At 74.6% G+C, this 14,227-nt stretch carries 11 protein-coding genes; 2 read left to right on the forward strand and 9 right to left on the reverse strand.

What is annotated here, in order from left to right:
- Positions 1 to 7: 7 nt before the first annotated feature.
- The 6 genes from BTM25_RS08330 to BTM25_RS08355 all read right to left on the reverse strand — a co-directional run bounded on the left by BTM25_RS08330 (position 8) and on the right by BTM25_RS08355 (position 7,060).
- Positions 8 to 889: a hypothetical protein gene (locus BTM25_RS08330; protein ID WP_103562113.1), complete on the reverse strand. Its 882-nt coding sequence runs from the start codon at positions 887 to 889 to the stop codon at positions 8 to 10.
- 118 nt (positions 890 to 1,007) lie between these two features.
- Positions 1,008 to 3,137 carry a sporulation protein gene (locus BTM25_RS08335; protein ID WP_103562114.1) on the reverse strand — a complete coding sequence of 710 codons (2,130 nt, stop codon included), beginning with the start codon at positions 3,135 to 3,137 and terminating at the stop codon, positions 1,008 to 1,010.
- A gap of 118 nt (positions 3,138 to 3,255) precedes the next feature.
- Positions 3,256 to 4,635: a M16 family metallopeptidase gene (locus tag BTM25_RS08340; protein WP_103562115.1), complete on the reverse strand. Its 1,380-nt coding sequence runs from the start codon at positions 4,633 to 4,635 to the stop codon at positions 3,256 to 3,258.
- On the reverse strand, positions 4,632 to 5,888 hold the full coding sequence (locus BTM25_RS08345) for a M16 family metallopeptidase (protein ID WP_103562116.1): 1,257 nt from the start codon (positions 5,886 to 5,888) through the stop codon (positions 4,632 to 4,634). The genes BTM25_RS08340 and BTM25_RS08345 overlap by 4 nt, the downstream gene beginning before the upstream one ends.
- 134 nt (positions 5,889 to 6,022) lie before the next feature.
- Complete coding sequence (locus BTM25_RS08350) at positions 6,023 to 6,406, reverse strand: STAS domain-containing protein (RefSeq protein WP_103562117.1); 384 nt, start codon at positions 6,404 to 6,406, stop codon at positions 6,023 to 6,025.
- A 117-nt stretch (positions 6,407 to 6,523) separates the two neighbouring features.
- Complete coding sequence (locus tag BTM25_RS08355) at positions 6,524 to 7,060, reverse strand: ATP-binding protein (RefSeq protein WP_235828295.1); 537 nt, start codon at positions 7,058 to 7,060, stop codon at positions 6,524 to 6,526.
- A 354-nt stretch (positions 7,061 to 7,414) separates the two neighbouring features.
- On the opposite strand from BTM25_RS08355, the gene BTM25_RS08360 reads away from it, so the two are divergent.
- The gene (locus BTM25_RS08360) at positions 7,415 to 8,236 is read left to right on the forward strand and encodes a helix-turn-helix domain-containing protein (RefSeq protein ID WP_103562835.1); all 822 of its coding nucleotides are present in this window, start codon (positions 7,415 to 7,417) and stop codon (positions 8,234 to 8,236) included.
- Positions 8,233 to 8,526, forward strand: a complete 294-nt coding sequence (locus tag BTM25_RS08365) for a DUF397 domain-containing protein (protein WP_103562118.1) — start codon at positions 8,233 to 8,235, stop codon at positions 8,524 to 8,526. The genes BTM25_RS08360 and BTM25_RS08365 overlap by 4 nt, the downstream gene beginning before the upstream one ends.
- Before the next feature lie 49 nt (positions 8,527 to 8,575).
- Here BTM25_RS08365 and BTM25_RS30285 read toward each other — a convergent pair whose 3' ends face one another.
- The 3 genes from BTM25_RS30285 to BTM25_RS29565 form a co-directional block, all read right to left on the reverse strand.
- Entirely contained in the window at positions 8,576 to 10,201 is a 1,626-nt protein-coding gene (locus BTM25_RS30285; RefSeq protein ID WP_103562119.1) for a serine/threonine protein kinase, read from the reverse strand.
- A 161-nt stretch (positions 10,202 to 10,362) separates the two neighbouring features.
- Positions 10,363 to 10,536, reverse strand: a complete 174-nt coding sequence (locus tag BTM25_RS29560; RefSeq protein WP_168212052.1) for a hypothetical protein — start codon at positions 10,534 to 10,536, stop codon at positions 10,363 to 10,365.
- A 99-nt stretch (positions 10,537 to 10,635) separates the two neighbouring features.
- Positions 10,636 to 14,112, reverse strand: coding sequence for an AAA family ATPase (locus BTM25_RS29565; protein WP_168212053.1), 3,477 nt, complete (start codon positions 14,110 to 14,112; stop codon positions 10,636 to 10,638).
- Between the last annotated feature and the right edge of the window lie 115 nt (positions 14,113 to 14,227).

A 14,227-nucleotide genomic window follows, 5' to 3' on the forward strand; every position in this document is an offset into this window, starting at 1 on the left:
GGGGTCGTCAGGCGTCCGCGCGCAGCCAGGACAGGTCGCACTGCAGGTCCTCGGGCAGTTCGCGGAGCTGCGCCGCCAGTTCCCACGGCTCGGTCGGGATCGGACGGGACGGCGAGTCCGGCAGGAGCCCGCAGACCAGCGCGTTCGCCGTCCGCACCGCCGTGAACGGCCCGATCCGGGTGACGCCGCCGCCGTGGAGCTGGCCCAGTTCGGTGAGCAGCGCGGCGAGCGCCGACGGGTCCTGCGGGTCGTACATCGCGCGGGCGAAGGTGAACAGTTCCTCGGCCAGGGCGTCGGGGCGGCGGCCCGACAGGCGGTAGGACGTCCCGAGGAACGCCGAACCGCCCACCCCGCGCGCCGCGTACCGGTCACGGACCCGGACCCGGAGGCCGTACTCGGCGGCGCACCGCTCGTAGACCTCGCCGAGCAGCGCCTCGGCCTCGCCCTCCTCGCTGAGCAGCAGGCCCGAGACCACGCCCTCCTGCCGGGCCAGCCGCTCCAGCATCTCCTGGTGCAGCTCGCCGACGTCCTGCTCGACGGCGTCCAGCGAGCGGGCCAGGGAACGCTGCGCCGCGCGGTCCAGGTCCAGGCCGTCCACGCGGGCCGCGACCGTCGCGAGACGTTCCTCCACGCGCGCGATCCGGTCCGCCAGCCGGTCCGCGAGGCCCTCGGAGACGCCCTCGGGCTCGGGCGGCGCCGCCGGGACCGCGTCCGGGACCGTCTCGGGACGGTCGCGTTCGAGCGCGTCCTGCCGTCCGGCCAGGTCGTTGACCTGCTTGCGCAGCCGCTGCAGCTCCTCCTGGGCGCGCGGCAGGCGCTTGTCGAACGACAGGTACAGCTCGCGGCCGGCGACGGCCAGGCACAGCAGGAACAGGATGACGGTCGTCATGGGGCTCCTCGGGGGCGGGGCTGCGTCCGACCCTAGCCATCCGGCGGGGGATCGGCCGACGGCCCGTGGATCTCGTCCGATACGCCCGGTCGTCCCGGGCAAGGGCCGTGGTTCGGGGTCAGCCGAACAGGTCGCCGAGTGCGCCCGCGAGCCCGCCCACGATGTCGGCCGCGGCACCGCCGACATCGACCGCGTCCGCGACGACGTCCATCGCGTCGAAGGCGCCGTTCGCCGCGCCGATCGCGGCCCCGGCCGCCGCGACGCCCACCACGCCCGCCGCGACCCACTCGCCCGTGTGGTGCCCGTAGCGGGGGTGGTAGTGGCCGTGCGGCGCCGGGTAGGCGGCCGGATAGGGCGCCGGGACGGCCCCGTGCTGCGGATACGCGGGCGGGTACGCCGGGGGCGGTGCCTGCGGATACGGCGTCGCCGGTGTCGCGTCCTGCCCGGGCGGCGGCCCGGGGTACGCGGGCGGCGGAGCCTGGCCGTGCGGCGGCGGGTACGCGGGCGGCACCGCGCCGGGCGCCGGGAAACCCGCCGGCGGAGCGGCGGCCGGAGCCGGGAACGGCGGCGGAGAGGCGGCGCCGGGCGTCTGGAACGGCGGCGGGGACGCGGCGCCGGGCGCCTGGCCCGGGTACGCCGGAGCCCCGTGCCCACCGGGCGCCGACGGCGGGAAGCCCGGCGCATGGTGCGGCTGCCCCGCACCATGCGGATAGCCGGGCTGCCCCGGCGCGTAAGGGCCACCGGGACGCGCGTCCGCGCCGTACGGCGCCGCGCCTCCCGCACCATTGGGCAGGCCGGGCGGGCCTGCGCTGTACGGCATCCCAGGCTGCGCCGGGGATCCCGCGCCGTTGGGCAGACCGGGCTGCCCCAGGGCGCCCGCGCCGTGCGGCGAACCGGGTTGCCCCGGTGCCCCCGCGCCATACGGCAGGCCCGGCTGTGCTGGGGCCCCGTGCGGTGAACCGGGTTGTCCCGGCGCTCCCGCGCCGTACGGCGAGCCCGGCTGCGGAGGAGTTCCTGCGCCGTACGGCAGGCCCGGCTGTGCCGGGGTTCCCGGGCCGTAGGGCGAGCCCGGCTGAGCTGCGCCGTAGGGCGAGCCGGGCGGTGCCGGGGTTCCGGGGACGGGCTGGTGCGGTGAGCCCGCGTCGTAGGGCGGCACTGCGCCGTACGGACCGGGCATCGGTGCGCCGTAGGGCGTATCGGCGCCCGCGCCCGGCGTGCCCGCGGCGGGCGGGAAGCCCGGGTGGGCGGACGCTGCGGCGGGGACGGCGGGGATCCCCGGAGGCGGTGGTGTGCCCTGGCCGGGAGCCGGTGCGGGCGGCGGGACGGATCCGTGCGCGTCCCCGGAAGGACGTCCCAGCTCGCCGTGCCGTCCGCCGAACGCGGTCGGCAGCGGCGGCGGCGCCTGCCCCGACGCGACCGCCGGATCGGGTGCCCGGTGGCCGGGCGGCGGGAGCGGCGCGGCGCCGCCGCCGGGGACGTCCGGTGCGGAGCGCGGCAGCCGGGCCGCCTCCTCCAGCCAGGTCCGGACACGGCCCGGCCAGTCGATCTCGGGGACCTCGGGGTGGGCGGCCTCGAAGACGCCGAACGTCTCGCCCGGCGCGTCCCGCCCCTCGGCGCGCAGCTTGAACCGCACCGCGCGCGGGCTCGCGACGAACGCCAGCGCCACCCGGTCGAGCGCGCCGTGGAACGGCCCCGGCGGCGTCAGATGGATCTCCTGGTGGAACGGGAGATGCCGGGACACGCCGGGCAGCGCGTCCCGCTCGAACGTCACGGTCTCGATGCGGAACCCGAGCCGCGACAGCGACGCCAGCACCCACTGCTGCGACCGCAGCGGCTCGACCGAGATCGGGTCGATGTCGAGGGCGTCCGCGCCGCCCGCGACGTCCACCTCGGTGCACAGGCCGATCCGGAAGCCGGGCAGCTCCCGGCCGAGGACGGTCGTGAACGGCAGCTCGTACGGCAGCGGGATCGAGAACGCGAGCGCCTTCTCCTCGCCCGCCTCCAGCCGGAACGCGCGGGTCAGCGCGCCCCGGTACACCTCGGGACCGGCCGTCTCCCCGCCCCGGCCGTCGGCCATGCGCGGCATGAGCGCGATCGTGACGTGCCGGACGTCCTGCCCGGACGCCCCGCCGCGCAGCAGGACCTTCCCGGCGACGACCCCGCCGGGATGGCAGTCGGGCGCGTTGAGGACGGCGTCGACGGTGATCCCGCCGGGCGCCCGCCCGTCCGCCATCGGTCCGTAGGACACCGGCCGTCCCCTCTCGCGTTACGGCGGGGAAGCTCCCCCGCCCACTTGGACGTGCACCACCCTGCCATCCGTTCGGTCCCGGTTGGAGATCATTGGGGTGAGATGTTCGTTCAGTGCCTCATCCGGTCTCGGCGGCCCCGGGGTCGGTGACGGTCACGGTGCCGTAGCCGAGCGCCTCCAGCGGCCCCCGGATCTCGCCCGCGTCGCCCACCGCGATGATCGTGAGCGCGTCGGTGTCGACGTGGCCGGTGTAGGCGCGTGCCACCGTCTCCGGCTCCGCCGCCCGGACGGCCGCGAGATAGGCGGCGGGGTAGCCGCTGCCGAGCCCGTTCGCGGCGGCGTCGGCCAGCTCGGCGGCCACCGCCCGCGCCGTCTCGTACTCGGTGGGGGCGCGGTCGGCGAGGGCGCGCACCGAGGACCCGCACTCGTCCGGGTCGATCCCGTCGGCGGCGATGCTGCGCAGCACCTTCAGCCCGTCGGCGACGGCGTCGGCGGTGACCTCGGTGTGCACCGAGCCCTGCGCGACGAACAGCCCGCGCCCGCGCATCCGCAGCAGCCCGGCCCGCATCCCGTAGGTGTAGCCCTTCTCCTCGCGCAGCAGCGCGTTCAGCCGGGAGGTGAGGCCGCCGCCGAGGACATGGGACGCGACGGTCAGCAGCGGCCAGTCGTCGCTGGTCCGGTCCGGGATGCCGTGCCCGAAGTTCAGATACGTCTGCACCGAGCCGGGCCGGTCCACGATGACGATCCGGGGCGCGTCCCCGGCGGGCAGCTCGTCGGCCGCCGGCAGTTCCGGCCCGGTGGCGGCCCAGCCCGAGAGCGCGGCGTCCAGCGCGGACTCGGCGTCGTCGGCGGACAGGTCGCCGGCGAGGACGGCCACCGCCTCGCCCGGCGCCACCGACCCGTAGAACGCGCGGACGTCCGCCCCGGTGAGCGCGCCGACCGACGCGCGGGTGCCGCCGGTGGGCAGATGGGCGCGGGACGCGGTGGGGAACAGCACGGCCCGCAGCTCCCGCATCGCGCGGGTGCCGGGGTCGGCGTCCTCCTGGGCGATCTCGTCCAGGCGCTCGCGGACGAGCCGTCGCACGTCGCCGTCGTCCAGCGCGGCGCCGCGCACCACCGAGGCGAGCAGGTCCAGCGCGGGCGCCAGCCGCGACACCGGCACGTCCAGCGCGAGCCGCAGCGCGGTCAGGTCGGCGCTGGCGTACAGGCTGGCGCCGAGCCGCTCGAACGCGGCGGTCAGCTCGGTGCCGCCGCCCGGCCGGGTGCCCTCCAGCAGCGCGCGGGCGGTGAGCGTGGCGGTGCCCTCCCGGCCGCGCGTCTCGCGCCCGGCGCCGGCGGCCAGCACCAGCCGAAGCGAGGCCAGCCGGCGTCCGGGCAGGTCGACGCGCAGCGTCTCGGGGCCGCCGGGCACGCGGCCCGGCGAACCGGACGGGAACGTCCAGCCGGGGACCGCGCCCGGCACCGGACGGGGCTGCAGGACGAGGGCGGGCTCGGTCACGCGTTTCCTCCGTAGATGAGCGCGGTGCGGGCGCCGGGGGCGAGCCAGCGTCCGGCCATGTCCTTGATCTGCCCGGCGGTGACGGCGGCGGCCCGCTCGGGCGCGGTGAACACGCGGGACGGGTCGCCGAACTGCGTGGCGTTCGCCGACAGCGCGTTGGCGAGGCCGGTGACCGTCTCGGTCTGCTCCAGGAAGCCGCGCTCGGCCTGGGCGGTGGCGCGGGCGGCCTCGTCGGCGTCGGGGCCCTCGGCGGCGAACCGGGCCAGCTCGTCGTCCAGCACCTCGGCGATCTTGGCGGGGTCGGGGCCGACGGCGTCCACGATCGCCAGCGACGGGCCGCCCGCGAGCCGGGTCACACCGGCCCAGACCTCGGTGGCGATCTCGTCCCGCCGGACCATCCGGTCGTACAGCCGCGAACCGGACCCGCCGCCCAGGATCTCGACGGCCAGTTCGGCGGCCTCCACGTCGTCCGTGCCGTCGGACGGCAGCGGGAACATCGCGAAGTAGGCGGGGGAGGGGACCTCCTCGGCGACGTCCTCGCCGTGGATCCCGGTCAGCGGCCCGAGGTCGCCCGGCCGGGCGGACGGCGGCGTCGGCCCGGCGGGCAGCCCCCCGAAGTAGCGCTCCACCGCCGCGATCGCCTTCTCCGGATCGACGTCGCCGACGATCGACAGCACCGCGTTGCCCGGCGCGTACCAGGTGCGGAAGAAGGAGGTGCAGTCCTCCAGGGTGGTGGCGTCCAGGTCCTCCATGGACCCGATGGGGGTGTGCGCGTACGGGTGCCCGGACGGGAACGTCAGCGCGCACAGCCGCTCGAACGCCGTCCCGTACGGCTGGTTGTCGTAGCGCTGGCGGCGCTCGTTCTTCACCACGTCGCGCTGGTTGTCCAGGTTGGCCTGGGTGAGCGCGGCGGGCAGCGTGCCCATCCGGTCGGCCTCCAGCCACAGCGCCAGCTCCAGATGGCTGACCGGGAGCGTCTCGTAATAATTGGTGCGCTCGAACGACGTGCTGGCGTTGAAGGTGGCGCCCGCGCTCTCCAGGACCGCGGCGTGCTCGCCCTCGGCGACGTTCGCCGACCCCTGGAACATCAGGTGCTCGAAGAGGTGCGCGAGCCCGGTGCGGCCCGCGACCTCGTGCCGGGAGCCGACCCCGTACCAGATGTTCACGGCGGCCAGCGGTACGAAATGGTCCTCACAGACCACGACGCGCAGGCCATTGCCGAGCGTGTGCTCGTGCAGCGGCTGATGGGCCACGGAGCGCTCCCGTCCGGTCGGTACACACGATGAAACGGCGGCGCCGCGCGCCCGGCGGGCGGCGCGCTTGATCTCCGTCTCACCGTACCGTTTCGGCGGTGCGCGGCATGTCGACCGCCAGGAGGGTCCTTCTTTCAGCCTTCCGACGGACGGCTGCGACTTCCGGTTGACAGGGCGGCCGTCTGCGCGTCCACGGCCTCGGCCAGCGTCGGGTACAGCGTGAAGATCTTGGAGAGCTGGGTGACGCGGAAGACGCGCTGGACGCGGTCGGTGGCGCACGCGAACGCCATCGTCCCCGAGCGCGCCCGCAGCCGGTGGTAGGCGCCGACGAGGACGCCGAGCCCGGTCGAGTCGAGGAAGGTGACGTCGCCGAGGTCGACGAGCAGGTGCAGCGCGCCGTCGTCGATGAGGTCCAGGAGCGTTTCGCGCAGTCCCGGGCTGGTGAAGACGTCGATCTCGCCGTGGACGGTGACGACGGTCAGGTCGTCCTGGACGCTGTGCTCGACGGCGAATGCCACGGAGTTCTCCTGTTCCCTGCGTTCCCCGGCCTCCGTTGACGGGGGAGTCCTCCCCGTACCCCGAGGAGGGACGGTTATCCGTCCGCGTTCTCGGCGCCGTCGCGCGGCCGGTCCCGGTCAGGGCGCGTGGAACAGGGCCCAGACGACCTTTCCGGTGGGCAGTCCGCGCCATCCCCAGCGGGTGGCGAACGATTCGACGAGGTGCAGGCCGCGTCCGGTCTCGGCGATGTAGTCGGGCTCCTTGCGGCGGGGCGCGGCGGGGCTGGCGTCGACGATCCCGCAGAGCAGCCAGGGGAAGCGGCGCAGCAGCCGGAGCTGGATGGGCTGCGGCGCGGAGCCGAGCGGGTCGGCGAAGCCCGGACGTCCGCTCCAGCGCAGCGGCGTGGGCCCGGTCAGCGGGCGCGGGACGCCGCCGCTGTGCCGCAGGGCGTTGGTGACGAGTTCGGAGACGACGAGCCCCACGTCGTCCCCGACGCTTGGAACGCCCCAGGCGGCCAGTCGGGACAGGGTGAAATGACGTGCCGCGGTGACCGATTCCGGTTCGGGCAGAACGACGAAGGTCTCGACCGGGCCGGCCGGGTCGATGAGGCGGCCGAGCGCGTCGTCCAGGGAGGGGGGAAGGTCGGACGACTCGGGTATCGGACGTGAGCACACGGCATGGTCCTGTGGTTCCACGGGCGGCCCCACAACGGAACCCTCCCCCCACCGCGTGTCGTCGTGCGCGTGGCGTGACGTCATTCCCCGGACCCCGCAGAGTGATCTCGTTGTGCAGCCGTGGCTCGGAAGTCTCGTGCGTTATCCTGCGCATCGTAGCGTGCGAATGCAAGGCCCAATGCACGTGCATCTGGTTTTCCACAGGGCCGTGGACCGGGGTGCGCGGGCGGCGGGAGAGAGGAGCCCCCAGGACACTGAGCGCAATGGCACACTAGGTTCGCTGTCCGCCATGTAGCCGGGAGGTTGGGCGTGACTCCAGAGACGTCGGGAACCGGGTCGACGGTCCGCAGGATCCTGCTCGGCTCACAGCTCCGCCGCCTGCGTGAGGCGCGGGGAGTGAGCCGTCAGGACGCCGGATATGTCATCCGGGCGTCGGAGTCGAAGATCAGCCGCCTGGAGCTCGGCCGGGTCAGCTTCAAAGAACGCGACGTCGACGACCTGCTCACCCTGTACGGGGTCCGCGACGAGGCCGAACGCGCCGCGCTGCTGCAACTGGCCCGCGAGGCCAACACCCCGGGCTGGTGGCACCGCTACAGCGACATCCTGCCGGGCTGGTTCCAGACCTACGTCGGCCTGGAAGAGTCGGCGGCGCTGATCCGTACCTATGAACTGCAGTTCGTACCGGGACTGCTGCAGTCCGAGGGGTACGCGCGAGCCGTCATCCGGCAGGGCAACGCGGGCGCGGCCGACCACGAGATCGAGCAGCGCGTCGACCTGCGGCTCCAGCGGCAGGAACGGCTGACCGGCCCGGAGGCCCCGCGCCTGTGGGCCGTCCTGGACGAAGGGGCGCTGCGCCGGCCCATCGGCGGCCCCGAAGTGATGCGCGGCCAGTTCGAGCATCTCATCAAGATGGCCAAGCTCCCCAACGTGACCATCCAGGTCATGCCGTTCCGCTTCGGCGGGCACGCCGCCGAAGGAGGCGCCTTCTCCATCCTGCGCTTTCCCGAGCAGGACCTGCCGGACGTGGTTTACGTCGAGAACCTCACCGGCGCGATGTACCTCGACAAGCGCGACGACGTCGACACGTACCTCCAGGTGATGGAACGCCTGTGCGTCGACAGCGAGACCCCGGAACGCACCGTCGAGCTTCTCGGTGATCTCCTCAGAGAGGCATGATGCTCCAGTCCGACACCGGTCCGCTCGGCGGCCGGATCCCACCCGTCCCCACCGACTGCGACGTCTGCGCCGCCGACCTGCACGGCGCCCGCTGGCTCAAGTCCCGCCGCAGCAACTCCCAGGGGAACTGCGTCGAGATCGCCGAACTCCCCGGCGACCGGATCGCGATGCGCAACTCCCGCCACCCCGAGGGCCCGGCCCTCATCTACACCCGTCCCGAGATCGAGGCGCTCATCCTCGGTGCCAAGGACGGCGAGTTCGACCATCTGATCGCGCACGCCGACAACTGACGCGCTCCGTCCGCGGGCCGTCGGGCCGGCCCGCGGAAACCCCCGCCGCTCACGAACCGCAGTTGCCCCAGCCCGACGTCCTGCCGTTGCCGCCGAAGCGGACGCAGACGTTCTTCGCCGCCACGTACACCGGTCCCGCGTACCAGGCGTAGGACCCGCTGTCGGTGACCTGGCTCCCGCCCTGTTTCTGGAGCCACACCGACACCGGCGACTTCTTGCCGACGCTCGACGTCTTCATCGTCACGGCGCAGTTCTTGCCCGTCGCGCTGCTGTAGAGCAGGTACGCGGTGCCGCCGGAGACGGCCATCGTCCGCAGGACGCCGTACCCGGAACCGCACGCCTGCCGCGCCGTGTACTTGTTGGGCGGTTCGGGCGCCGGACGGGACCCGCCCCCGCCGCCCCCGCCGGTCGCGGTCGCCGACGGCCTGCCGCCCGGCCCGCGCTTCGGCTTCTTCCCGTCCGGCGTGCGCGGGCCGTCGCTCGGCCGCGCCTTCGGGGTGCGTCCGGCGGCGGTCGGACGCGTCGTCGCGCGTCCGGCCCCGGTCGCGGTCGCCGCGGAGCCGCCGGTGGCCTGCCCGTCCTGGGAGGTCGCGGCGCTCGGCCCGCCCTCGTCGCCGCCGCGTCCGGTCGCGGCCCAGACCGCGCCGCCCGCGAGCACCGCCGCGACCGCGGCGCCTGCGAAGACGGGGGCCAGCCGGACGATTTTGCGCCGTCCCGCACCCGTGGCCGGAACCGGACCCGGCGGCCCCGGACGCGTCGCCGGGTCCGTCACGCCCGGCAGCGCCCCGCCGGACGGCACGGCGGCGGGCGGTTCCGGCGGCGCGAACGGGAACGGCGGTGGCGGAGCGGGCACGTCGTTGCCGCTGGCCGCGCCGACCAGCCGCTCCTGCGCCTCCCGCGCGGACGGCCGCCGCTCCGGCTCCTTGGCCAGGCACGCCGTGACGACCGAGCGCAGCGGCTCGGGCAGCGCGCCGAGGTCCGGTTCGCCGGTGAGGATGCGGTGCATCACGGCGGCCAGGTCGTCGTTCCCGAACGCCGGACGCCCGTTCGCCGCGAACACCATCGTGGTGCCCCAGGCGAACATGTCGGCGGCCGGGCCGACCGGCGCGCCGGTGAAGTGCTCGGGCGCCATGTAGGCGGGCGTGCCGACGTTCTGGGTCTCCCCGGCCGCGCCGAGCGCCCGCGCGACGCCGAAGTCGATGACGCGGGGACCGTCCGGGCCCATCATCACGTTGTGCGGCTTGAGGTCGCGGTGGACGATCCCCGCCTGGTGGATCGCGGTGAGCGCGGTCAGCGTGCTGATCGCGAGACGCTCCAGGGCGCCGCCCGAACGCGGCCCGTCCTGCTGGACGAGCCGGTGCAGCGACTGCCCGGGGACGTACTCGCTGACGATGTAGGGCTGGTCGCCCGCGACGTCGGCGTCCAGGACCTGCGCGGTGCAGAACCGCGCGACCCGCTTGGCGACCGCCAGTTCCCGGACGAACCGCGATCGCGCCGTGTCGTCCCCGCTGAGGTCGGCGTGCAGGAGCTTGACGGCCACGTAGTCGCCGTCCGTCGCCCCCGCGCGGCGGCCGAGGAAGACGGCGCCCTGACCGCCCTCGCCGAGCCGTCCGAGCACCTCGTAGCCGCCCAGGCGCCCGGGGTCGCCGGCCCGCAGCGGGTGGGCGTCGGGCATGGTCCTGTCCGTCACTCCGCTCACTTCCATCGTCACCGGGGTCCCGGCCAGACTAGTGGGCCCGCGGACGGGGAACGCACCGGAAACGGGATGAACAGCACGAAAAGCCCCCGCAAGGAGTGCCTTGCGGGGGCTGTGAACGTGGTCTCGTCGGGGTCAGATCAGACGGCGCCGGCGGCGCGCCGCTCGTGCGGCGCCTCCGTCCGGCGGTCGCCCGGCGGGGCCTCGTGCCCGTGCTGCCGTTCCATCCGCGCGGCGACCGCGAGGGCGCGCAGCGAATGGGACCTGACCTGCTTGCGCCCGGACTCGCGACGCGTCGGAATGCTGCTCGGCATGGGGGAACCTCCCGGTGCAGGCCGTTGGTGTCACCAGCCATAACTGCAAGATCGCAAGATGTATTCCCATGCATATGATTTGAAACGTCCCAACCGCGATCAGAGGTAGAGGCCCAGGTGGTCGGGGGTCGTGTCGAGGGTGTCGGGGAGGTCGGACGGGCGGAGCGTCACGACCTCGGCGGCGGCCGGGGCGTCGGCGGCGGTGAGGCGTTCGGACTGGCGGGCCGTCGCGGCGTCGAGCAGGTTGCGCATCAGGCGGCCGTTGCCGAAGGACGGCCCGCGCGACGTCTTGCGCAGCAGCGCGTGCAGCGTCTGCGGGATCTCGGGCGCGAGCGTGAAGCCTTCGGCGGCGGACAGGTGCTCGAAGATCGCGACGAGTTCGGCGTCGGTGTAGTCGGGGAACCGCAGCCGCTTCGGGAAGCGCGACTCCAGGCCGGAGTTGGACGTCAGGAACCCGCGCATCTCCCGTTCGTAGCCGGCGACGATGACCAGCAGGTCGCCCCGGTACTCCTCCATGAGCTTCACCAGCGTCGCGACGGCCTCCTGGCCGTAGGAGTCGCCGTTCAGCGCGTACGCCTCGTCCACGAACAGGACGCCGCCGAGCGCCTGTTCCACGGCAGCCCGCACGCGCGGCGCGGTCTGCCCGAGGTGCGTCCCGACGAGGTCGGAACGCCCCACCTCGACCAGGTGCCCGGACGACAGCAGCCCGAGCTGGGCGTAGACGGCCGCGATGAGCCGCGCCACCGTCGTCTTCGCCGTGCCGGGATTGCCGGTGAACACCATGTGCCGGGACGGGGACGGCGCGGGCTGCCCCGCGAGCCGGCGCAGCTCGGCGGCCCGCGCCTCGGCGACGAGGCGGTGCACCTCCGTTTTGACGTCGCGCAGCCCGACGAGGCCGTCCAGAGCGGTCAGCGGGTCGGCGGCGGGCGTCGCGCGGGTGGTCCCCGACAGCGTGTCGGGCAGGTCCGCGGCGGTGAGCGCCTCGAGGTCGGCGGCGGTCGCGCGGACCAGCCCGGTGACGCGGCGGGCCTGGAGCGCGGTCGCCCGCTCGGCGAGGTTGCGCATGAGCCGCGCGTTGCCGAACGACCGGCCGCGCGGGGCGCGGCGCAGCAGCCCGGCGAGCTTGTCGCGCGCCGCCGCGTCCGGGCTGAGGCCCGCCTGGGCGGCCTGCCCGGCGAAGATCTCGACCAGCTCGCCGTCGGTGAAGTCGGGGAACCGGACGGTCGTCGGGAACCGCGACGCGAGCCCCGGATCGGACGCGACGAACCGCTGCATCTCCCGCTCGTAGCCCGCCGCGATCACGACGAGGTCGTCGCGGTGGTCCTCCATCATCTTGATCAGCTCGGCGATCGCCTCGGGGCCGTAGTCCTCGCCGAGGTCGGACTGGGTGAGCGCGTACGCCTCGTCGATGAACAGCACGCCGCCGACCGCGCGGCGCACGACGGCGCGCGTCTTCACGGCCGTCTCGCCGATGTACTGGCCGATCAGCTCGGCCCGCGACACCTCCACCAGGTGCCCGGACGACAGCACGCCGAGGTCCTTGTAGATCCGGGCGAGGAGCCGCGCGACGACGGTCTTGCCCGTCCCGGGGTTCCCGCTGAAGATCATGTGCCGGGCCGGGGACGGCACCGTCAGCCCCGCCTCGCGCCGCAGCCGCGCCGCCCGCGCCCCGGCGGCGAGCAGTTCGATCTCCTGCTTCACCGACGCGAGCCCGGTCAGCTCGGCCAGCTCGGCGAACGGGTCGCCGCCGGTACGGCCCGCGTTGAACACCGCCGGGACGTCCGCGCGCTTCACGACCAGTTCCTCGCCCGCCGGGGTGCGCTCGCGGACGCCGTCCACCACCACGTCCGCGAGCCGGTGCGCGAGCCGCGCGTTGCGCAGGTTGCGGACGGGAGCGGTCCCGGCCAACAGCCGTCCGGCGGCGGTCAGCGCCCGCTTGTGCGCCCGCGCGCCGCGCTGCCGCAGCGCCCGCTCGAACAGCTCGGCGTACCCCTCGGCGTCGAACGGACGGGTGTGGACGACCCGGAACCGCAGCGCGAGCCCCGGGTTCACCTCGCGGATCCGCTCGTCCCCGCCGGGTTCGCAGAGCGCGACGACGTGCAGGTCGTCGTGGACGTCCAGCGCCCGGTGCAGCTCCTCCACGATCGCCTCGCCGCTGCGCGGGTCGCGGGACACGTCGTCCAGGCCGTCGATGACCATGAGCCGGTTCCCGGCGGAGTCGCGCGCGTCGATGTGGAGGTGGGTCGTCCCGGCCGAGACCTCCTTGCCCGCGAAGAAGTCGTCGGCGAGCCACAGCGGCGGCCCGGTGATGAGCCGGTCCTGGAGGATGCGGGCGATCTCCTGGGCGGCGTCGCGCTTGCCGGTGCCGTCCGGCCCGACGATCATCAGCCGGACCGGCCGGGACGGGTGCGCCGCGATCTCCTCCAGCGCCGCGACGACGTCCGGCTGCCCGACGAGCGCCGCGCCGATCTCGGGGACGCGCGGCCGGCGGCGCGGCCGGGCCGGGTCCGCGCCGACCGCCGCCGCGACGGGGTTGACCAGGCGGCGCCGGGGCATCGCGAGACGCCGCAGGTCCGCCTGGAACTCGCCGACGGGGATCCACTCGGGATCGGGGTAGCGGGCGTCGTCGGGGGCGCCCTGCACGCAGCCGGTGAACCGCATCGCCATGTCGAGCCAGGCGCGGCACGCGTCGGCCTCGCCCGCGCCGAGCGCCCGCGCCAGCCAGGCGCGGGCCCGGTTGTACCAGGCGGCGGGCTCGAACGACTTCTGCACGATCGGGAAACGTTCCAGAACCTCGCCGAACTGGTCCTGGGTGAGCGCGCCCGACAGCTCGGCGGGCACCTGTTCGAGCCCGCCCTGCAGCAGCAGGTCCACGATCAGCTCGACGACGTTCTCGTCGTGCGGCGCGACCTGGACCAGGCGCTCGTGGACGGGCAGCAGCCCCGAGCACACCCAGTCCAGGTAGCCGATCGGCCCGGCGAGTTCGGGCAGGTCGGCGACGATGTCGTCGGTGGCGTGCGCGGCCCAGACCTTGCGCTGCTCGTCCAGCGGCGCGCGGATGTCGAGGGCGGGCGGCGGGTCGTCGTACAGCTTGATCAGCGCCTGCCGGCGGCGTTCCAGCGGTTCCAGGCCCGCCAGGACGTCCAGGGACTCGCGGGCCAGCGCGAGCGCGACGTCCTGGTCGGGCGCCTCCTCCAGCCATTCGAGCGGACGGAACCCGCCCGTCGTCACGCCCCAGCCCGTCACCGGGCGCACCGGGTCCTGCGGCTCGCGCATGTACCGGTTGAAGAACTGGTACTGCAGGCGCGAGTGCGTCCCGGAGTTGACGGCCGCCGCGCCGCACAGGAAGTCCACGATGAGGACGAGGTCGCCGACGACGAGCGACGCGGGCGGGGACAGCAGCGGCTGGGAGTCGGTGGTGAGCGCGGCGGCGCGCGGGTCGGCGGCGAGCTTGTCGATGCGGGCGCGGATCTCGTCGTACAGGCCGTCGGGCACGCGCCACGGGCCGTGGAAGTACAGGTCGCACACCGGTTCATCGGTGACCAGTAGTTCCAGATGCTCCGGTAGCCGCACCACGTTCCCCCTTCAAGTCGCCCAAACCCGTCGAACCAGCCCGACGGAACAGCCTAGGTGCTCGTCGCGGACGCGGCGTCCGGTTGTGCCGGACGGCACCTTCGGGACATTAGAAGGG

The sequence above is a fragment of the Actinomadura rubteroloni genome, from assembly GCF_002911665.1.
Lineage (GTDB): Bacteria > Actinomycetota > Actinomycetes > Streptosporangiales > Streptosporangiaceae > Spirillospora > Spirillospora rubteroloni.

Bases quoted from the DNA above. Each gene is read 5' to 3' on its own strand.
- BTM25_RS08330 (WP_103562113.1), bottom strand. From the start codon at position 889: ATGACGACCGTCATCCTGTTCCTGCTGTGCCTGGCCGTCGCCGGCCGC.
- BTM25_RS08365 (WP_103562118.1), top strand. From the start codon at position 8,233: ATGATGCTCCAGTCCGACACCGGTCCGCTCGGCGGCCGGATCCCACCC.
- BTM25_RS30285 (WP_103562119.1), bottom strand. From the start codon at position 10,201: ATGCCCGACGCCCACCCGCTGCGGGCCGGCGACCCCGGGCGCCTGGGC.
- BTM25_RS29560 (WP_168212052.1), bottom strand. From the start codon at position 10,536: ATGCCGAGCAGCATTCCGACGCGTCGCGAGTCCGGGCGCAAGCAGGTC.